This is a genomic window from Limnohabitans sp., assembly GCF_031538885.1.
Taxonomy (GTDB): domain Bacteria; phylum Pseudomonadota; class Gammaproteobacteria; order Burkholderiales; family Burkholderiaceae_C; genus Limnohabitans.
The window spans coordinates 1-20,144 of the sequence record NZ_JAVKLW010000104.1; the positions used below are offsets into that span (position 1 = coordinate 1).

15 protein-coding genes are annotated in these 20,144 nt (G+C 55.6%); 12 read left to right on the top strand and 3 right to left on the bottom strand.

Annotation, left to right across the window (positions count from 1 at the left end; all coding sequences use genetic code 11):
- Positions 1–236 precede the first annotated feature (236 nt).
- The 4 genes from dnaA to RMS03_RS08355 all read left to right on the top strand — a co-directional run bounded on the left by dnaA (position 237) and on the right by RMS03_RS08355 (position 6,055).
- Positions 237–1,649, top strand: a complete 1,413-nt coding sequence (gene dnaA / locus RMS03_RS08340) for a chromosomal replication initiator protein DnaA (RefSeq protein WP_310626612.1) — start codon at positions 237–239, stop codon at positions 1,647–1,649.
- 231 nt (positions 1,650–1,880) lie between these two features.
- Positions 1,881–2,987, top strand: coding sequence for a DNA polymerase III subunit beta (gene dnaN / locus RMS03_RS08345; protein WP_310626613.1), 1,107 nt, complete (start codon positions 1,881–1,883; stop codon positions 2,985–2,987).
- 69 nt (positions 2,988–3,056) lie between these two features.
- Positions 3,057–5,621 (top strand): DNA topoisomerase (ATP-hydrolyzing) subunit B, encoded by a 2,565-nt coding sequence (gene gyrB / locus RMS03_RS08350; protein WP_310626614.1) that lies wholly within the window; start codon positions 3,057–3,059, stop codon positions 5,619–5,621.
- A 224-nt stretch (positions 5,622–5,845) separates the two neighbouring features.
- Positions 5,846–6,055 (top strand): hypothetical protein, encoded by a 210-nt coding sequence (locus RMS03_RS08355; RefSeq protein ID WP_310626615.1) that lies wholly within the window; start codon positions 5,846–5,848, stop codon positions 6,053–6,055.
- 157 nt (positions 6,056–6,212) lie between these two features.
- Here RMS03_RS08355 and RMS03_RS08360 read toward each other — a convergent pair whose 3' ends face one another.
- Positions 6,213–9,287, bottom strand: coding sequence for a CusA/CzcA family heavy metal efflux RND transporter (locus RMS03_RS08360; RefSeq protein WP_310626616.1), 3,075 nt, complete (start codon positions 9,285–9,287; stop codon positions 6,213–6,215).
- Positions 9,284–10,552, bottom strand: coding sequence for an efflux RND transporter periplasmic adaptor subunit (locus RMS03_RS08365; RefSeq protein ID WP_310626617.1), 1,269 nt, complete (start codon positions 10,550–10,552; stop codon positions 9,284–9,286). The genes RMS03_RS08360 and RMS03_RS08365 overlap by 4 nt, the downstream gene beginning before the upstream one ends.
- A 62-nt stretch (positions 10,553–10,614) precedes the next feature.
- Here RMS03_RS08365 and RMS03_RS08370 point away from each other — a divergent pair, with 62 nt between their 5' ends.
- The 8 genes from RMS03_RS08370 (at position 10,615) to RMS03_RS08405 (ending at position 18,458) form a co-directional block, all read left to right on the top strand.
- Positions 10,615–11,304 carry a response regulator transcription factor gene (locus RMS03_RS08370; protein ID WP_310626618.1) on the top strand — a complete coding sequence of 230 codons (690 nt, stop codon included), beginning with the start codon at positions 10,615–10,617 and terminating at the stop codon, positions 11,302–11,304.
- Positions 11,301–12,698, top strand: coding sequence for a sensor histidine kinase (locus RMS03_RS08375; RefSeq protein ID WP_310626619.1), 1,398 nt, complete (start codon positions 11,301–11,303; stop codon positions 12,696–12,698). Before RMS03_RS08370 ends, RMS03_RS08375 begins: the two co-directional genes overlap by 4 nt.
- 76 nt (positions 12,699–12,774) lie before the next feature.
- On the top strand, positions 12,775–14,814 hold the full coding sequence (gene mnmG, locus RMS03_RS08380; RefSeq protein WP_310626620.1) for a tRNA uridine-5-carboxymethylaminomethyl(34) synthesis enzyme MnmG: 2,040 nt from the start codon (positions 12,775–12,777) through the stop codon (positions 14,812–14,814).
- Positions 14,815–15,510, top strand: coding sequence for a 16S rRNA (guanine(527)-N(7))-methyltransferase RsmG (gene rsmG, locus RMS03_RS08385; protein WP_310626621.1), 696 nt, complete (start codon positions 14,815–14,817; stop codon positions 15,508–15,510). It begins immediately after the preceding gene.
- A gap of 30 nt (positions 15,511–15,540) precedes the next feature.
- Positions 15,541–16,155 (top strand): LysE family transporter, encoded by a 615-nt coding sequence (locus RMS03_RS08390; RefSeq protein ID WP_310626622.1) that lies wholly within the window; start codon positions 15,541–15,543, stop codon positions 16,153–16,155.
- Positions 16,156–16,181: 26 nt separating this feature from the next.
- On the top strand, positions 16,182–16,979 hold the full coding sequence (locus tag RMS03_RS08395; RefSeq protein ID WP_310626623.1) for an AAA family ATPase: 798 nt from the start codon (positions 16,182–16,184) through the stop codon (positions 16,977–16,979).
- A gap of 20 nt (positions 16,980–16,999) precedes the next feature.
- On the top strand, positions 17,000–17,551 hold the full coding sequence (locus RMS03_RS08400) for an alpha/beta hydrolase (protein ID WP_310626624.1): 552 nt from the start codon (positions 17,000–17,002) through the stop codon (positions 17,549–17,551).
- Positions 17,541–18,458: a ParB/RepB/Spo0J family partition protein gene (locus RMS03_RS08405; protein ID WP_310626625.1), complete on the top strand. Its 918-nt coding sequence runs from the start codon at positions 17,541–17,543 to the stop codon at positions 18,456–18,458. The genes RMS03_RS08400 and RMS03_RS08405 overlap by 11 nt, the downstream gene beginning before the upstream one ends.
- Here RMS03_RS08405 and RMS03_RS08410 read toward each other — a convergent pair.
- Positions 18,455–19,879 (bottom strand): FAD-linked oxidase C-terminal domain-containing protein, encoded by a 1,425-nt coding sequence (locus RMS03_RS08410; protein ID WP_310626626.1) that lies wholly within the window; start codon positions 19,877–19,879, stop codon positions 18,455–18,457. The genes RMS03_RS08405 and RMS03_RS08410 overlap by 4 nt on opposite strands.
- Positions 19,880–20,144: the final 265 nt, after the last annotated feature.

Consider the following 20,144-nt stretch of genomic DNA (forward strand, 5'->3'; position numbering starts at 1 on the left):
ACCGTGACGGATGAGGAATTGACTATGATTGAAAACCGATTGAATCACCGCCCCAGAAAGCGACTAGGATTCAAGACACCTCACGAGGTATTCCATGCCTCGTTAAAGCGTGTTGCACTTCGTCCTTGAATCCGCCTTTTTAAAAGTTCATAAATTTAGATGACCTGTGGATAGTTTTTTGATAAAGTGGCCCATTCCCTGTCTTTTAGGGACAGCTATCCACAGAAAAATATTTAATGAACCAGAGTCTTCCATCTTCTGCCGCTGACGGCGTGTCACCAAGTTCTGGTGCGGATTTGTGGCAAATCTGCATCGAGCAACTGGCGCAGGAATTACCAGAACAGCAGTTCAACACTTGGATCAAACCGCTACTTGCAAGCGTGGCTGAAGATTTCAGTAAAGTCACTATTTTGGTCGGTAATCGATTCAAATTAGATTGGGTTCGTGCTCAATATGCGAACAGAATTGCTGGCCTATTGCAACAATTTCATGGACAACCAATTTCTGTCGAGTTAGCAATTACTCCTAAGGAAACGCCTATCAGGGTTAAATCTGTTTCGTTTTCTCAAGAGCTCGAATCATTGCCTGAAAGTTTTGTCGGTCTTGAGGAGGGGATTCCAAGCGGTTCTCGCACACGTCTCAACACAGCGCTAACTTTTGATACCTTGGTTGAAGGGACGGCCAACCGGATGGCTCGCGCCGCAGCCATGCATGTGGCAACCATGCCTGGTCAACTTTACAACCCCTTGTTCATCTACGGTGGTGTAGGGTTGGGTAAGACGCATTTAATGCATGCCGTTGGGAACAAACTACTGACTGAACGGCCAGACGCGAAAGTTCTCTACATCCACGCAGAACAGTTTGTTTCAGACGTGGTTAAAGCGTATCAGCGTAAAACTTTTGATGAGTTCAAGGAGCGTTATCACTCACTCGATTTACTATTGATCGACGACGTGCAATTCTTTGCAAACAAAGAACGCACACAGGAAGAGTTTTTCAACGCTTTTGAAGCACTGTTGGCTAAAAAGTCTCACATCATCATGACAAGTGACACGTATCCGAAGGGTCTAACAGACATTCACGAACGTTTGGTTTCTCGTTTTGATGCAGGTTTGACAGTCGCTATTGAACCGCCAGAGTTAGAAATGCGTGTTGCAATTTTGATCAGCAAGTCACGCGCTGAAGGCTCTGAGATGCCCGAAGAGATTGCCTTCTTCGTTGCGAAGAATGTGCGCTCCAACGTACGTGAACTCGAGGGCGCTTTGCGTAAAATTTTGGCCTATTCGCGGTTCAATCAAAAAGAAATTTCAATTCAACTCGCACGCGATGCTTTACGTGATTTGCTCTCTATTCAGAATCGACAAATTTCTGTAGAAAACATCCAAAAAACTGTGGCTGACTACTACAAAATCAAAGTAGCTGACATGTACTCTAAGAAGCGTCCAGCCTCGATTGCAAAACCTCGACAAATTGCAATGTACCTTACTAAAGAACTCACACAAAAAAGTCTTCCAGAAATTGGCGAGCTGTTTGGTGGTCGTGACCACACCACAGTCTTACATGCTGTTCGCAAAATTACTGCAGAACGCCTACAAATGGTAGATTTAAACCAACAACTGCATGTTTTGGAACAAACACTCAAAGGCTAAGCAGAGAGAAAGATAACTCTGTGAATAATTTATGCATAACACCAAAGTTATCCACAGAAAAATAAAAAAGAAAAAGTTATCCAGTTTTGAGTAATGTCAGAAAGTGCTCTTCTCAACATCTTACGAGTGAGCTCAAGTACTTGAAAAAAAAGAGGAAAATGCTGTTCTCCACAGAAAGATGCTTTGCTTATCTACTACTACTAACTTAAATAAAGAAAACAAGAGGAAGAGATGATCGTACTTAAAGCAACACAAGACAAAATTTTGTCTGTCCTGCAATCTGTCGCCGGCATTGTTGAACGCCGCCATACATTGCCTATTTTGGCGAATGTGTTGATTCGCAAAACGGGGAGTGTGTTGCAACTGACCACAAGCGATCTAGAAATTCAGATCAGAATGATGGTAGAGACTGACGGTGATGTTGGAAACTTCACAACCACTGTTGGGGCACGCAAGTTGATTGATATTTTGCGTACCATGCCTTCGGATCAAACTGTGAGCTTAAAGTCCAGTCAGAATAAACTGATTTTGAAAGGCGGCAAGAGCCGCTTTACTTTGCAGAGCTTGCCCGCTGAAGATTTTCCATTGGTGCAAGAAGCAGCCAACTTTGGTTCTTCTTTCAGTGTGCCGCAAAAAACTTTGAAAGAGTTATTACACCAGGTCTCATTCGCGATGGCTGTGCATGACATTCGCTACTACCTCAATGGAATTTTATTCGTAGCAGAAGGAAACCAACTTAGTTTGGTTGCGACCGATGGACATCGTTTGGCCTTCTCTTCGGCTACTTTAGATGTTGATGTACCGCGTCAAGAGGTTATCTTGCCCCGTAAAACAGTGTTGGAAATGCAGCGTTTGCTGAGCGAAAAAGAAGGTGCGCTTGAAATGCAATTTGCAGGGAACCAAGCCAAATTCACATTCGACGATATGGAGTTTGTAACCAAGCTGGTTGAAGGTAAGTTCCCAGATTACAACCGTGTGATTCCAAAAAATCATAAGAACACAATCACCATGGGTCGCACAGCTTTGTTGGCGACTTTACAACGCACAGCAATTTTGACTAGCGAGAAATTCAAAGGCGTTCGCCTGAATTTGGAACCTGGCGTATTGCGCGTGTCATCTAGCAACGCAGAGCAAGAAGAAGCTGTAGATGAACTTGAAATTGACTACAGCGGTGATGCAATTGAAATTGGTTTCAACGTGACTTACTTGATAGATGCATTGACCAACATGGACCAAGACATGGTGCAGGTTGATCTAGCAGACTCCAACAGCTCAGCGCTGATCACCATCCCAGACAACGCCACTTTCAAATACGTTGTGATGCCAATGCGTATTTAACGCTTCGTTATTCCATTTTTCTACGATTGAACGCGTGAGGTACTTTTTCCTCACGCATGAAGACTTGCTATGACTGAACCCACTCAAATTTCTGAAACCCAAGTAACACCTTTAACTGGTGAAGGCTACGGTGAAGGCTCTATCCAAATTTTGGAAGGTCTTGAAGCGGTTCGTAAACGCCCAGGTATGTACATTGGTGATACATCTGATGGTTCAGGGTTACATCACTTGGTGTTTGAAGTGGTCGACAACTCCATCGATGAAGCTTTGGCTGGTCATTGTGATGATATCGTGGTCACCATTCATAGTGACAACTCCATCAGCGTCACGGATAACGGGCGTGGCATCCCAACAGGCGTGAAAATGGATGACAAGCACGAGCCAAAGCGCAGTGCCTCAGAAATCGCATTGACCGAGTTGCATGCCGGCGGCAAGTTCAACCAGAACAGCTACAAAGTGTCTGGCGGGCTACACGGCGTAGGAGTGTCTTGCGTCAATGCATTGTCTAAGTCACTACGCTTGATTGTTCGTCGTGACGGCAAGGTGCACACTTTGGAGTTTTCTAAAGGGTTTGTGCAAAACCGATTGATCGAAGTGGTGAATGGTGTAGAAGTGTCTCCCATGCGCATCATAGGCGATACCGAAAAGCGTGGTACTGAAGTTCACTTCTTGCCTGACACAGAAATCTTCACACAAAATACTGATTTTCATTATGAGATTTTGAGTAAGCGTTTGCGTGAACTAAGTTTCTTGAACAATGGTGTACGCATCCGCTTGATGGATGAGCGCACGGAGAAAGAAGACGACTTTTCTGGTGCTGGCGGTGTTAAGGGATTTGTTGATTTCATCAACTCCGGGAAGAAAGTGCTGCACCCTAATGCGTTTTACGCAGAAGGCGAGCGACCTGCTGACACCTACGGTGGAATTCCTGGCACCAGCATTGGTGTGGAAGTGTCCATGCAGTGGAACGATGGTTACAACGAAAATGTGTTGTGCTTTACCAACAACATCCCTCAACGTGATGGTGGTACCCATTTGACAGGACTGCGTGCCGCGATGACACGTGTCATCAACAAGTACATCGAAGAAAACGAATTTGCTAAGAAGGCAAAGGTAGAAGTCACAGGCGACGACATGCGCGAAGGCTTGTGCTGCGTGTTGTCTGTCAAAGTGCCTGAGCCTAAGTTCAGCAGCCAAACCAAAGACAAGCTTGTTTCTAGCGAAGTGCGTGCGCCAGTTGAAGACATCGTTGCCAAAACCTTGGCAGACTATCTGCAAGAGCGCCCCAACGATGCCAAGATTATTTGCGGCAAGATTGTAGAAGCCGCACGTGCGCGCGAAGCCGCACGCAAAGCACGAGAGATGACACGGCGCAAAGGCGTATTGGACGGCATGGGTTTGCCAGGAAAACTGGCAGATTGCCAAGAAAAAGATCCGTCGCTGTGCGAAATTTACATCGTCGAGGGTGACTCTGCGGGTGGTTCAGCTAAGCAAGGCCGTGACCGTAAATTCCAAGCCATCTTGCCGCTGCGCGGCAAGATCTTGAACGTTGAAAAAGCGCGTTACGAAAAATTGCTCACCAGCAATGAAATTTTGACGCTCATCACCGCCTTGGGAACGGGCATTGGCAAAGCCAGTGCGGAGTCTGGTAAGTCTGCAACAGATGACTTCAATGTAGACAAGCTGCGCTACCACCGCATCATCATCATGACCGACGCGGACGTGGACGGCGCACACATTCGTACGCTTTTGCTGACCTTCTTCTACCGTCAAATGCCAGAGTTGGTCGAGCGTGGTCATATCTACATCGCTCAACCACCTTTGTACAAAGTCAAAGCAGGCAAAGAAGAGCTGTATCTCAAAGACGCATCTGCATTGGATGGCTTCTTGCTACGCATCGCCTTGAAAGACGCCAGCATCACCACCGGTGGCAGCAATTCACACACCTTAAACGGCGATACGTTGGGTGAGTTGGCGCGCAAGCACCAAGTGGCTGAGTCGGTGATTGCTCGTCTGAGTGGATTCATGGATGCAGAAGCCTTGCGCGCCATGGCAGATGGCGTCTCTGTGAGTCTGGACACCGTGGCTGATGCAGAAAAATCTGCGGCGGCCATGCAAGAAAAATTGCGCGAACTTGGCAGTGGTTCAGAGGCCACCGGGGAGTTCGATGCCCGCACCGACAAACCCATTTTGCGCATCAGCCGCCGCCACCACGGCAACGTCAAGAGCAGCGTGATCACCCAAGACTTTGTGCATGGTGCGGATTACGCTGCGTTAGCCGAAGCCGCACAAACCTTCCGTGGCTTGCTGGGAGAGGGTTCGAAAGTACAGCGTGGCGAAGGCGACAAAGCAAAAGAAGAAAAGGTCACCGACTTCCGGCAAGCCATGAAGTGGCTGATTGTTCAGGCCGAAAACGCTACCGCGCGTCAACGCTACAAAGGCTTGGGCGAGATGAACCCTGCGCAGCTATGGGAAACCACGATGGACCCGACAGTCCGCCGCTTGTTGCGTGTGCAAATTGATGACGCCATTGAAGCCGATCGCGTGTTCACCATGTTGATGGGCGACGAGGTCGAGCCTCGCCGCCACTTCATTGAAAACAACGCTTTGCGCGCTGCCAATATCGACGTTTAATCGCGTTTGCCTTAGCTGTACAAATTTGTCAGGCCACTTCTCGGCGCTGACGCTTAGCAAATCACATCAGGAGGTCACGATGCCCGAGACAACACATGACGAAGAAAAGAAACAGCCCACAAACAAAACCGAAAACGTTGCTGTCTGTGCCGCTATCGTTGGAGGGGCTGCTGCATCAACGGCCGGGGTTGTGGCGGCGGGAGCCTCTGCGACGGGGACTATTAGTGCCGTCGGCACAGCTATTGGTGGTGTTGCAGGCGGAGTCTTCGGATCTGGTGTTGGCTTGGCAACTGGCGGTGTTGGTATGGCAGCGACTGTTCCGTTTGCAGTGGCTGGCGCTGCTATTGGAGGGTGGGCGGGCCCAGCGCTTGCGCTTGTTGGTATCGGTACTGCGCCCGCATGGGCGGTACCCGTCGCAATCGGCGGCGGCGTGATTGCGGCAGGAGGTGTTGCTGTAGCAGCCTACAAGCTGATGAATGCTGGTGCAAACAAGGAGGGTTAACAATGTTCGGTACCCTCCCTACGGAGTGCGCCATCGAACATACCCTCGTTCAAGCCTAACGCACCACGCACAAATACCGGTGTCCCTGCTCAACCCTGCTGCGGCGCGGTAGGCTTCGAGAACCAAGACACATACAGCGCGGGCAACACCACCAAGGTCAGCAGCGTGGCCGTGACCAGCCCACCAATCACCACGATGGCCAAGGGGCGTTGTGTCTCCGAACCAATGTCGTGGCTCAGAGCCATCGGCAGCAAGCCCAATGCCGCCAGCATGGCAGTCATCAGCACCGTGCGCAGGCGTTGCAGCGCGCCTTCTTTGACGGCTTCCATCACCGTGTAGCCTGCGTTGCGTAACTGTTGGAACACGGACAGCATCACCACGCCGTTGAGCACCGCCTGACCCGACAAAGCAATAAAGCCAATCGCCGCAGACACCGACAGCGGGATGCTAAAAAGCCACAAGGCCACAAAGCCGCCGATCAAGGCGAGGGGCACGTTGATCAAAATCAGCCCCGCTGTTTTGAACGAGCCAAAGGCATCGAACAACAAGACAAAGATCAGCAACAGAGAAATCGGCACCACCACGCCCAAGCGTTGCATGGCGCGCTCTTGGTTTTCAAATTCGCCCGACCATGTGACGGTATAGCTGTCGGCGATCTTCACGTTCTTGTCCACGCGTGCCTTCATGTCGGCGACGACGGAGCCCATGTCGCGACCTTTCACAAAGATACCAATCGCCATCGTGCGTCGACCTGCTTCACGCGCAATGTTCATCGCACCGCTGCCTTGACGGATGGTCGCTACGTTTTCAAGTGTGGCGTAGCCACCGCCGGGCAGCGCGATCGGTGTGGCGGGCAGGTGCATGACCGAGCGACGGTCGCCTGCCAATCGCAGCACCACAGAGAACTTGCGTTCACCTTCCCAAATCTCTGTGGTGGCACGGCCGGCGAGTGCCGACTCGATCACGTCTTGGATGTCTCCCACATTCAGGCCCAGGCGTGCGGCGCGGTCACGGTCAATGTCCACAATGAGTTGCGGCACTTCGCCCAAGCGGTCAATCTCGGCGCGTTGAACCCCCACCACTTGCTTGAACTCGCGTTGCATGGCTTCGGTGGTTTTGCGCAGCACGTCCAAGTCGTCGCCCGATACCTTGACCACAATTTGGCCTTTGATTTGCGAAATAGATTCAAGCACGTTGTCACGAATGGGCATGGAAAACGCGGGGTCTACGCCGGGGATGACGGCCAGCTTTTGGCCCATTTCCTCAATCAGTAAATCGCGCGTCATGCCTTTGCGCCACTCTTCGGCGGGCTTCACGTCCACAAACACCTCGGCCATGCTGAGGGTTTTGGGGTCAGTACCGTCTTCGGGTTGACCCGCTTTGGAGACTACGGTGCGCACCTCAGGAATGGTCATTAACTGCAAGCGTGCTTTGCGCAAGACCTTGGCGGCTTCTTCTTGCGACACGCTGGCGGGCATGTCCCAGTTGACCCAGAACGTGCCCTCGTTGAGCTCTGGCAAAAATTCGGAGCCTAAGCTGGCGGCCGCCAAGATGGATACAGCAAAACCACTCAAGGCAATCGCGACTACTTTGCGTGGCTTTTCAAGCGCCCAGTTCAGCACGGGCTCATAAACGCGCTTGGCCCAAGACACCAAACCGTTGTCGCCGTGCGGAATGCCTTTGCGCAGCATCCAATAAGCCAGCAATGGCACCAAGGTGAGTGAGAAGATCAGTGAGCCAATCAACGCCGTGGTCACGGATAACGCCATGGGTTGGAAGATGCGCCCCTCGTGACGTTGCAACGCAAAGATCGGGATGTGTGCGGCAATGATGATGAGCATAGAGAACAAGGTCGGGCGGCCCACTTCGTTCGCCGCGTTGGTGATGAGGGTGCGACGCTCTTTCTCGTTCATACCTTCGCCACGCTCGGCCAAGCGATGCATGATGTTTTCAATCACGATCACTGCGCCGTCCACGATGATGCCGAAGTCCATCGCGCCTAAGCTGAGTAAGTTGGCGGGCACGCCCAAAATCTTCAAGCCCAAAAACGTCGACAGTAGCGCCAGCGGAATCACGACGACCACGGCCAGCGAAGCGCGCATGTTCGACAAGAACAGATACAGCACCAGCGACACCAGCAGTGCGCCTTCGACCAAGTTTTTAAACACGGTCGTGAGTGTTTTGCCCATCAACCACGTGCGGTCATAAAACGGCACGATTTGCACGCCCTTGGGCAGCACGCGCTCGTTCAGATCGGCGAGTTTTTCTTTCACGCCTTTGAGCACCACGCTGGGGTTTTCGTCTTTGCGCATGATGACGATGCCGGTGACGACATCGTCGTCCATGTCTTGGCCGACGGTCCCTAAGCGTGGCACGGCGCCGATAGCTACGGTGGCCACATCACGTACCAGCACGGGCGTGTTGCCGCGTGCTGTGACGACGATATTGGCAATGTCTTGTGCCGAGTGCAGCAAGCCAATGCCGCGGATGGCGAACTGTTGTGCGCCCTGCGCCACGTAGCTGCCACCCGCGTTAGCGTTGCCGCGGCCCATGGCCTCTTGCAAGTCTTGCAGCGTGAGCTTGTAGGCGCGCAGCTTTTGCATGTCGGGCTGCACTTCGTATTGCTTGATGTAGCCACCCATGCCCACCACATCGGCCACGCCTGGGATTTGACGCAGCGCACGCTCCACCGTCCAGTCTTGGATGGTGCGAAGCTCGGTGGAGGTTTTGCCGTCGCCCTTGAGTCGGTAGCGCATCACTTCACCCACAGGGGTGGCATTGGGCATGACGTTGGCTTGCACGCCTGCGGGTAAATCGATGCTGCTCAAGCGCTCGTTGACTTGTTGACGCGCGAGGTTGACCTCCGCCTTGTCGTCATACGTGACCACGGTGAACGACAAACCAAATTGCGTGTGTGAGAACACGCGAATGGAGTTGGGCAAGCCAGACAGCGCGACCTCAATAGGCAGCGTCACTTCTTTTTCTACCTCTTCCGCGGCGCGACCTGGGTAAAGCGCAATCACTGTCACTTGCGTGTCGGTGACGTCAGGGAAGGCTTCTACCGATAAGTTCTTGAATGCGAATACACCGGCCATCACAAACAGCAGTGTGCCCAGCAGAATGAACAGCGGCTGGTTCAGCGCATAGTCGATGAGGCGTTTCATTTTTGACCTGCGTGGCTGGCGGGTGCGGCAGATCCGGGGGCCGGTGTGTGCTGCATGGCCTCGTCTTGGGCATTGCGGAACTCACGCGCCAGCAGCAAGCTATTTTCTTTCACCACCCGTTCGTTCGCTTGCACGCCGTCCACGATGAGGACTTCTTGCAAACCTTCGTAGCCCAGTTTCACGCGGCGCGGTTCAAACACGCCTGGTTCGGTCTGCACATAGGCCCAGTGCTCGGTGCCGCGTAGTTGCACGGCGCTGGCGGGTACCAACACTCCAGCGGTTAGTTTGCGCTCTATGCGGGCCGTGCCCAGCATTTCGGCTTTGAGTACGCGTTGTGCGTTGTCGATGATGGCGCGTACTTTGATCGAACGCGTGTTGCTGTCGATGAAGTCACCGGTGGCGGTGATCTTGGCGTCAAATGTTTGGCCAGGGAAGTTTGGCAGCGTCAGTGTGATTCGGGTGCCGGGTTTGAGCGAAGCGGTGTCGGATTCGCGCGCATCAATCTGCACCCACAACACGTTGGGGTCGCTGACCACAAACAAGGCTTGGTTGCCGGGGCCGCCTTGGTCGGGGCGAACCTCTTGGCCGGCGCTCAGGTTGCGCTCGACCACCACGCCGCGCACGGTGGCCGCCAGACCGAGTTGCTGGTTCACGGTGTTGGCGCTGCCGTACATGCGTGTGCGTGCTTGGGCACGCGCCAGTTCGGCTTTGGCGCGAAGCGCATCGGCTTCGGTGGCATCTAGCTCTTTGCGCGAGATCACATCGGCTTCAAACAATGTTTGGTGCCGTGCCAAGGCGCGTTCGGCCACTTGGGCATCGGCCAAGGCTTTGGCCGTGTCTGCTTGGGCTGCACCAAACTCAGGCGAGGCCAAGGTGGCCAGCACTTGGCCCGCGCTGACACTTTGGCCGATGTCGGCATTCAGCGTGAGCACGCGTCCTGCAAAGGCAGGGTAGATGCGCTGGGTGCGTTCTTCGTTCCAGACCAAGCGTGCGGGTAGTTCGATGGTCACGCTCTCGGCGGCTTTGGCCTCGATGGTGCCCAGCAAGGCCAGTTGTGGATGGCCAGCGGGGAAGCGCAGTTGTTGGCCTTGCACGATGGGTTGCGGCGCGGGTGGTTTGGAGGGGGCTTCTTGGCCCAGCAGCATGTAAAGCACGATCACCAGCGCGGCCAAGCCTGCCCCAACGCCGTAGCGTTTGCTGGGTGTGTTTAACAAAGCGAGGGTGGTGTGGTGCAAGCGGTCTTGCAGATTCTGTCGTATGCTCATACTCACGTTTATCGTTCATTCTGGCTGACCAGCCCCTGACTTCATTATTTTTTAAGTCACCCGTGCGAATTTTGTTGATTGAAGACGACGCCGTGTTGCAAACGGTGATGTTGCGCAGCCTGAGTGATGCGGGCCATCGCGTGGACGCGGCCAGTCACTTGGAAGATGGGGCCCACTTTTGGCAGGTGCAAACCTACGATGCCGTGTTGCTCGATTTGAATTTGCCACTTAACGGTCAAACCCATGCGGCCCAAGGCAGCGGTTTGCAATTGTTGAGAGAAGCGCGTGCCCGCGGCGACCGCACGCCTGTGTTGGTCTTGACCGCGCGTAACCGCACCGATGAGCGCATTGCGGGTTTAGATGCGGGGGCGGATGACTACTTGGGCAAACCTTTTGATCTAGAAGAGGTCGAGGCCCGCTTGCGTGCCTTGGTGCGTCGTACGCATGGCGTGGATGACGAGGTGCAGGTCGGGCGTTTGCGCCTGCATCGCAAGCTGCACCGTATTTTTTTGGACGATGTCGATTTGGCTTTGCCTGCCCGTGAGTTCGAAGTGCTGCGTGAGTTGATGAGCCCGCCGGGTCGCGCTGTTAGCAAGCGTGTGCTGTCCGACAAACTCTCGGGCTTTGACGACGCGCTGGGGGACAACGCGCTCGAAGCCTTTATTTCTAGGTTGCGTAAAAAACTCGCAGACAGTGGTGCCACCATTCGCACCTTGCGTGGCATTGGCTATGTGTTGGAGGAGCAAACATGACCATGGCCATGCCTCGCAAGCCCTCACTGCGCAATCGTTTGCTGCGTCACGTACTGGTGCCATTGGCCGTGATGTGGTTGCTTGGATCGGCCTTGGTGGTGGGCATTGCGTCTTACTTTGCACAGCAGGCGTTTGACCGTGCTTTGTTGGACGATGCGTATTTGGTCGCCAGCCATGTGCGCCGCGCTGCCGATGAGTCTGGCTCGTTGGATTTAAGCCTCTCAGCCCAAGAGATGAGCACGGTGTTGTTTGATCAAAGCGAGTCCTTGTACTTCGCGGTGTTGAATGCGAATGGCGCCTTGTTGGCCGGCCATGCGGGCTTACGCCCGCCGCAACTCGATGACACGTCAAAGCCGCATTTCGATGCGGTGGAATACCAAGGCCGTGTGTTGCGTAGCGTGTCGATTCACCGGCAGCAGCCAGGTGACTTTTATGTGGTGATGGCCCAAACCACCGCTAGCCGCGATCATTTGCTGCAGCGGTTGTTGACGTTTTCCATCGTGCCGCAGCTGTTGTTGCTCTTGGTGTTGGCCGCATGGTTGCAGCGTGCGATCGAGGACGATTTGGTCCCACTTGCCGAGCTGGAGAAGGCGGTGGGCCGCCGTGATGCGCGTGACTTGACGCCTGTGCCAGTGACGGCCACCACACGCGATGTGCAGCGCTTGGGCCAAGCAGTCAATGCGCTGCTGGGGCGCATGGCGCAGAGTGTGCAGGCGCAGCGCGAGTTTTCGGGCAATGTGGCGCACGAGCTGCGCACCCCCTTGGCGGGGATTCGCGCCTTGGCCGATTACGGTTTGCGCCACAGCGACCCGCAGGTTTGGCGCGAGCAGTTGCAAGGCATTGCCCAGAGCCAGGAGCGGGCCAGCCACTTGGTCGATCAATTGTTGGCGTTGGCGTTGGCCGATGAAGCCCAGCACACGTTAGAGCCCAAACCCGTGGCGCTGGATGTGTTGGTGGGCGAAGCTGTGTTGCGGTTTTTGCCACGCGCCGATGCAGCGGGCGTGGACCTTGGTGCGCGTGGGGTGGACCAAGCTGTTTGGGCCTTGGGCAACGGCGCTTTGATCGAGGGTGTGTTGAACAACTTGCTTGACAACGCTTTGCGTTATGGTCGCTCGCCCGATGGTGAAAGCCATATCACGGTATCGGTGGTTGATGCGCCACAAGCCGTGGTGTTGTCGGTGATTGACAACGGTCCTGGCGTTTCCCCAGAGCAACTCAAAAAACTCACCCAGCGCTGGGTGCAAGGCTCGGCAGGTGAGGCCTTGAAAGAGGGCTCGGGTTTGGGCCTCGCCATTGTCAACGCCTATGTACGGTTGCTCGGTGCCAAAGTGACGCTGCAAACGGAAAGCCCCCACGGCTTGCGTGCCAGTATCACCTTGAACAAGCCCTTGTAAAATCGTGCCCTTGGCTTAAAGGGCGGCGCACCGCCCCTTCAGCCCTGCATGTGTGCGCACCCCAAAGGTTGGTTTTATGTTGTACCCCCAAGAGTTTGATGTCATCGTTGTTGGCGGCGGCCACGCGGGCACAGAGGCGGCGCTGGCCGCAGCACGCATGGGGGCTAAAACCTTGCTCTTGAGTCACAACATCGAGACCTTGGGCCAGATGAGTTGCAACCCGTCCATCGGTGGGATTGGCAAGGGCCACTTGGTCAAAGAGGTGGATGTTTTGGGCGGCGCCATGGCTTTGGCCACCGATGAAGGCGGCATTCAGTTCCGTATTTTGAACAGCTCCAAAGGCCCGGCCGTCCGCGCAACCCGCGCCCAAGCAGACCGCATTTTGTACAAAGCAGCCATCCGTCGCCTGCTCGAAAACCAACCCAACTTGTGGTTGTTTCAACAGGCCGTGGACGACTTGATGGTGGAGGGCGATCGTGTGGTGGGGGCCTGCACCCAAGCGGGTATTCGGTTTCGCAGCCGCACGGTAGTTCTGACTGCCGGCACCTTCTTGGATGGCAAGATCCACGTCGGCTTGAACAACTACGCGGGTGGTCGTGCGGGCGACCCGCCCGCGCTGAGCTTGTCCGCGCGACTCAAAGAACTGAAGTTGCCCCAGGGCCGCCTCAAGACAGGCACCCCGCCGCGCATTGATGGTCGCACCATTGACTTCAGCCAGTGCATCGAGCAACCGGGCGATGGCGTGCTAGCTCAGACGGCAACCAGCGCAGCCTCGGCGGGGGTGTTGGGTGAAGTGCCGGTGTTCAGCTTCATGGGGCGTGCCTCCATGCACCCGGCGCACATGCCGTGCTGGATCACCCACACCAACGCCCGCACCCATGACATCATCCGCTCCGGCTTTGACCGCAGCCCCATGTTCGCCGGCAAGATCGAAGGCGTGGGCCCACGCTACTGCCCGAGCGTGGAAGACAAAATCAACCGCTTTGCAAACAAAGACAGCCACCAAATTTTCCTAGAGCCCGAAGGCCTCACCACGAATGAGTACTACCCCAATGGCATCAGCACCAGCCTGCCATTTGACATCCAGTACGACTTGGTTCGCTCCATGAAGGGCTTGGAAAACGCCCACATCACTCGCCCGGGCTACGCCATCGAGTACGACTACTTCGATCCGCGCGAGCTCAAACGCAGCTTTGAAACCCGCGCCATCGGTGGCCTGTTCTTCGCCGGGCAAATCAACGGCACCACCGGCTATGAAGAGGCGGCGGCCCAAGGCTTGTTTGCGGGTATCAACGCCGCATTGCAATGCCGTAGTCTGGCTGGCATGGCCAATGACTTTGGTGGCGCGTGGACGCCGGGCCGTGATCAAGCCTACTTGGGTGTGCTGGTTGACGACCTCACTACCAAGGGCGTGACTGAGCCCTACCGCATGTTCACCAGCCGCGCGGAGTTTCGCCTACAGCTGCGCGAAGACAACGCCGATGTACGGCTGACCGAGATCGGCCGCCAAATGGGCTTGGTGGATGACGCACGCTGGGAGGCGTTCAGCCGCAAGTGCGATGCTGTTTCACGTGAAACAGAACGCCTGAAATCTATCTGGATCAATCCGCGCAACCTGCCGACGGCGGAGGCCGAGCGCGTCTTGGGCAAGGCGATTGACCGCGAATACAACTTGGCCGATTTACTCCGTCGTCCAGACGTGAGCTACCAAGCCTTGACGTCGATGGACGGCGCGAAGTACCGAAACCAAGAGTTGGCAGAGGCCTTGGCTGGGGATGAGGTTTCGCGTGAAACAACCCGTGCGGTGATTGAGCAGATCGAGATCGCGGCCAAATACTCGGGCTACATCGACCGTCAGCGCGACGAAGTCGAACGCGCCGCTCACTACGAAAACCTAAAGCTGCCCGAAGACTTGGACTACAACGCGGTCACCGCCTTGTCATTTGAGGTGCGTCAGCGTCTGAGCCGCCAACGTCCTGAGACCTTGGGGCAGGCCTCGCGTTTATCCGGTGTGACACCTGCGGCTATTTCTTTGTTGCTGATCCATTTGAAGCGCTCCCGCGTCAGGGGGTTTGTGGCGGAAGCTGTTATTGACCCATCGGTCGAGGCTGCCTAGATGCACCCCTTTCTACCCGCCCTGCGCCAAGGGCTTGACGATTTGCGCCTGACCCTGGGCGACGACCAGCAAGACAAGTTGCTGGCCTATATGGATTTGATTGCCAGGTGGACCAAGGTTTACAACCTCACCGCCGTTCGTGATGCTCATGAAATGCTCACGCACCACTTGCTCGACAGCTTGGCCGTCATCGCACCGCTGCGCCGTGAATTGGCCAAGTTGGTTTTACTGGCGTCGACGGAGCAAGGCGCTTCGTCGGTTGAGGCGGGTGGTGCTATGCCACCTTTCCGTTTGCTGGATGTGGGTGCGGGCGCTGGCTTGCCAGGCATTGTGATTGCCATTGCTTGCCCTGACATTTCCGTGACCTGTGTGGACACCGTGGCTAAAAAAGCGGCCTTCATCCAACAGGTGGCGGCGACGCTGAAGTTGCCCAACCTCAAGGGGCTACACGCACGGGTGGAGAGCTTGACCCAGCCCTATGACGTGGTGTGTTCTCGCGCTTTCGCCTCGTTGCAGGACTTCACCGCTTGGTCTACGTCAGCCCTAGCCCCGCGCGGAATTTGGATGGCTATGAAGGGCAAGCACCCAGATCAAGAGCTGGCGGCACTCCCGAAAAGCGTGTATGTGTTTCACGTGGAACAGCTCCAAGTGCCCAGTTTGGATGCCGAGCGCTGCATCATCTGGATGCGCGGTTAAACTTCCCTCAGTTTTAAATCTGAGACATTTATGTTCGGTATCTCGGACGAAGGTTCATTCGTCGTTGCCATCCTTATTTTTCTTGCCATTCCTGGCCCCGGTAATTTGGCCTTGCTCGCCGCAACGGGCAAGGGCGGTGTGCGTTCGGGCTTGGCGGCTACATGCGGTGTGATTGCGGGCGACCAGGTGTTGTTGTGGCTCGCCGTGGCTGGCTTGTCAGCCGTGCTCATCAACTATCCCAGCTTGTACAGCTCGGTCAAATGGATGGGCGCAGCCTACTTGCTGGGCTTGGGTTATTCCTTGTTCAACAGCAAGCCAGGTGACGCACCCGTGCTGTCTATGAAGTCAGATCACTACTTTCGCCAGGGCTTGTTCATCACCGTGTTGAACCCCAAGGCGATTGTGTTTTACATGGCGTTCTTTCCCTTGTTTGTCGACCCCGCGGTTCATCAGGGTTGGGTCACTTTTGGCTTCATGGCGGCCACCATTGCGGGGCTGACTTTTCTGTATGGGTTGCTGATTGTTGTGCTGGTGCACTATTTGGCCGAGCGTGTGCGTGCCAACCCGATGATGGCGGTAATGCTCAACAAAGCGGCCGGCGTGTTGCTGATTGCGTTTGGGCTGAAGTTGGCCTTCTTCAAATAATTTCCCGTCACTTTCGAAAGCGCTGTATGGCCAAAATCTTTTGCGTAGCAAACCAAAAAGGTGGCGTGGGTAAAACCACCACCACCGTCAACTTGGCGGCAGGTTTGGCATTTGTGGGCCAACGGGTGTTGATGGTGGACTTAGACCCGCAGGGCAATGCCACCATGAGCTCGGGCGTGGATAAGCGCGAAATGGCGCTGTCGGTCTACGACGTGTTGCTCGAAGAAGCCACGGTGGCCGAAGCCCGCATCCGCAGCGACTGGGGCACCGATGGTGTGCGCGCCAAAATCCCAACCTATGACGTCTTGGGCGCCAACCGCGACTTGGCGGGTGCTGAAGTCGAGCTGGTGTCTTTGGAGCGCCGAGAGAACCGCCTCAAGCAAGCCTTGGCCGCCGTTGATGCGGAGTACGACTTCATCTTGATCGATTGCCCGCCCTCCTTGTCGATGCTCACACTCAATGGCCTGTGTTGTGCGCATGGCGTGATCGTGCCGATGCAATGCGAATACTTTGCCCTCGAGGGCTTGACCGATCTTGTCAACACCATCAAACAAGTCCACGCCAACCTGAACCGCGACCTCAAAATCATCGGCCTTTTGCGCGTGATGTTTGACCCACGCATCACCTTGCAACAACAAGTGAGCGAGCAACTCAAAGACCACTTTGGTGACAAAGTGTTCAGCGCCGTCATTCCCCGCAACGTGCGTTTGGCCGAAGCGCCAAGCTATGGCTTGCCCGGCGTTGTGTTTGACCCCGCGGCCAAAGGCAGCCATGCTTTTGTCGACTTTGCGCAAGAAATGGTGGACCGCGTCAAAGCGTTCTAGACCCAAGCCCACGCACGCACATGACCGTTCCCGTTCTCCTTCTTCCTGGCTGGCACAACAGCGGGCCAGACCACTGGCAAAGTCGCTGGCAGCACATGCACGGCTACATCCGCGTAGAGCAACACAACTGGGATGGGCCTTTGCGTGGCGACTGGATGATGCAGCTCGAGGAGACGGTGTTGGCCAACCCCGGCGCGGTGTTGGTCGCCCATAGCTTGGCTTGTGTCTTGGTCGCGGCATGGGCGGCACACTCACACCACACACACCACGTCAAAGCTGCCTTGCTGGTGGCCCCTGCCGATGTGGAGCGCGCGGAGATGCAGCACATGCTGCACAGCTGGAGCCCCATTGTGCGTGAGCGTTTGCCTTTCCCCAGTGTGCTGGCCATCAGCCGCAATGACCCGTATTGCAGCTTCATGCGCGCCAGTGCACTGGCACATGCGTGGGGCTCGCGCATGGTCGATTGCGGCATGAGCGGGCACCTCAATGCCGACGCCAAGCTTGGCGATTGGCCTGAAGGCCTCGCGTTATTACAAGATTTACTCGAAGAAGAACTCACCCATGGTCACTAAAAAACCCAAAGGCTTAGGCCGCGGCCTTGAAGCTTTGCTCGGCCCCAAAGTCGACGACAGCTTGGCAGCACAAAACGCCGCGGATGGCTTGCCCACCACCTTGCCCTTGACGCAAATGGTGCCCGGCATGTACCAGCCGCGCACACGTATGGACGAGGGCGCGTTGTACGAACTGGCCGAAAGCATCAAAGCGCAAGGCATCATGCAGCCGATTTTGGTGCGTCAGCTCCATGACGGCCCCAACGCCGGCAAGTATGAAATCATCGCGGGCGAACGCCGCAGCCGTGCCGCCAAAATCGCGGGCTTGGACACCGTGCCCGTGCTGGTGCGCGACGTGCCCAACGAAGCCGCAGCGGCCATGGCGCTGATTGAAAACATCCAGCGCGAAGACCTCAACCCGCTTGAAGAAGCGCAGGGCTTGCAACGCCTCGTCAAAGAGTTTGGCCTGACCCACGAACTCGCCGCGCAAGCCGTGGGCCGCTCACGCAGCGCCGCCAGCAACTTGTTGCGCTTGCTCAACCTTGCAGACCCGGTGCAGTCCATGCTCATGGCTGGCGACATTGACATGGGCCATGCCCGCGCCTTGTTGGCGCTTGACCGTGGCACACAAATCACGGCGGCCAATCAAATCAGCGCCAAAAAAATGTCGGTGCGCGAAGCCGAAAGCTTGGTCAAAAAACTCAGCGCCGAGTTCAACCTCGTGCCCCAAAAACCCAAGAGCGAAAAATCACGCGACATCAAGCGCCTTGAAGAAGAACTCTCTGACTTGCTCACCGCGCAAGTGGAAGTGCGCGTTAAAAAGCGCGTCAAGCGCCATGGCCGTGTGGAGGAAATGGGCGAATTGGCCATTCAATTTGGCTCACTCGATGAACTCAACGGGCTCATCGATCAACTGCGCCGCCCTTAGACAAAAATCTTGCCGGGGTTCATGATGTTGTGCGGGTCTAGTGCGCGCTTGATGGTGCGCATCATGTCCACCGCGCCTTCACCTGCTTCGGCCCGCAAGAAGTCCATCTTGTGTAGGCCAATGCCATGCTCGCCCGTGCAGGTGCCGCCTAAGCGCAACGCACGATGAACCAGCTTGTGGTTCAAGTCTTCGGCGGTGGCGCACTCGTCGGCATTGTTGGGGTCGATCAAATAGCCAAAGTGAAAGTTGCCATCCCCCACATGGCCGACCAAGAAGTAGGGCAGGCCTGTGGCGTCTGCCTCCACGATGGAGTCCAGCAAACAATCCGCCAACTTGCTGATTGGCACACAAGTATCCGTGCTGATGGCGCGGCAGCCTGGCTTGCTTTGAATCGCCGCGAAATACGCGTTGTGTCGAGCGGTCCACAGTCGTGTGCGCTCCTCGGGCGTGGTGGCCCACTCAAACGATTCGCCACCATGCTCTGCCGCAATCTCTTGCACCGTCTCGGCCTGCTCCTTGACCCCTGCGGGTGAGCCATGAAACTCCATCAACAGCATCGGTGTTTCAGCCAAGCCCAGTTTGGCGTAGTGGTTGACCATGCGGATGGTGTTGCCGTCAATCAACTCCACACGCGCAATCGGCACGCCCATTTGAATCGTCGCAATGGTGGTGCGCACCGCCGCCTCAATGCTGGGGAACGAGCAGATGGCGGCAGAGACCGCTTCGGGCAGTGGGTAGATGCGCAGCGTGATCTCGGTCATCACACCCAGTGTGCCCTCGCTGCCCACCAACAAGCGCGTGAGGTCATAGCCTGCGGCTGACTTCTTGGCGCGCGTGCCTGTGCGAATCACTTCGCCACTGGCGGTCACCACCTCCAATGCCAACACGTTCTCGCGCATCGTGCCGTAGCGCACTGCATTCGTTCCGCTCGCGCGGGTCGCACTCATGCCGCCAATCGACGCATCGGCACCAGGATCAATCGGAAAAAACAAACCCGTGCTTTTGAGTGCCTCATTCAACTGCTTGCGCGTCACGCCAGGCTGCACCGTCACCGTCAGGTCTTCGGCATGGATGTGCAGCACCTGGTTCATGCGACCCACGTCCAGGCTGATGCCGCCTTGTACCGCCAGCAAATGACCCTCCAGCGACGAGCCCACGCCAAATGGAATCACCGGCACTTGGTAGCGGGCGGCCAAGGCCACCGCATCCGACACATCTTGCGTACTCTCGGCAAACACCACAGCAGCAGGCGGTGGCACATGGGTGAATGCCGACTCATCGCGCCCGTGCTGCTCACGAATGACCTGAGCGGTCGAGCAGTTCGTGGCAAATCGCGCTTGCAGTGCCGCGATCAATTCGTCGGGGACGGCACGTTGAGCAACAACGGGGGTGATGGGGGATGCTGAACTCGGGGTGTGCATGAAACGTGTCCTTTGGGTGTGCCGTCTGTAAAAACTCAAGGTCTGGGTTGGGTACTTTTGGTGATCGACTTGAGCACGTCTTTCCACTGTACTTCGGTCATGGCATTGTTTTCCATTTTTATCTGTGGCGGATTCAAGGACGAAGTGCAACAAAGATGAACTGGTTATAGGTGGCTGAGGATGCGAGAGCATCATGGCCGCTTTAACCGCCAAGTCGAAGTTGCCCAATGTACAAGCACCTCAGCCGAGAAGAACGATACCAAAT

Coding starts and splice junctions, on each gene's coding strand:
- dnaA (WP_310626612.1), top strand. CDS start 237: ATGAACCAGAGTCTTCCATCTTCTGCCGCTGACGGCGTGTCACCAAGT.
- dnaN (WP_310626613.1), top strand. CDS start 1,881: ATGATCGTACTTAAAGCAACACAAGACAAAATTTTGTCTGTCCTGCAA.
- gyrB (WP_310626614.1), top strand. CDS start 3,057: ATGACTGAACCCACTCAAATTTCTGAAACCCAAGTAACACCTTTAACT.
- RMS03_RS08360 (WP_310626616.1), bottom strand. CDS start 9,287: ATGAAACGCCTCATCGACTATGCGCTGAACCAGCCGCTGTTCATTCTG.
- RMS03_RS08365 (WP_310626617.1), bottom strand. CDS start 10,552: ATGAGCATACGACAGAATCTGCAAGACCGCTTGCACCACACCACCCTC.
- RMS03_RS08375 (WP_310626619.1), top strand. CDS start 11,301: ATGACCATGGCCATGCCTCGCAAGCCCTCACTGCGCAATCGTTTGCTG.
- mnmG (WP_310626620.1), top strand. CDS start 12,775: ATGTTGTACCCCCAAGAGTTTGATGTCATCGTTGTTGGCGGCGGCCAC.
- rsmG (WP_310626621.1), top strand. CDS start 14,815: ATGCACCCCTTTCTACCCGCCCTGCGCCAAGGGCTTGACGATTTGCGC.
- RMS03_RS08390 (WP_310626622.1), top strand. CDS start 15,541: ATGTTCGGTATCTCGGACGAAGGTTCATTCGTCGTTGCCATCCTTATT.
- RMS03_RS08395 (WP_310626623.1), top strand. CDS start 16,182: ATGGCCAAAATCTTTTGCGTAGCAAACCAAAAAGGTGGCGTGGGTAAA.
- RMS03_RS08400 (WP_310626624.1), top strand. CDS start 17,000: ATGACCGTTCCCGTTCTCCTTCTTCCTGGCTGGCACAACAGCGGGCCA.
- RMS03_RS08405 (WP_310626625.1), top strand. CDS start 17,541: ATGGTCACTAAAAAACCCAAAGGCTTAGGCCGCGGCCTTGAAGCTTTG.
- RMS03_RS08410 (WP_310626626.1), bottom strand. CDS start 19,879: ATGCACACCCCGAGTTCAGCATCCCCCATCACCCCCGTTGTTGCTCAA.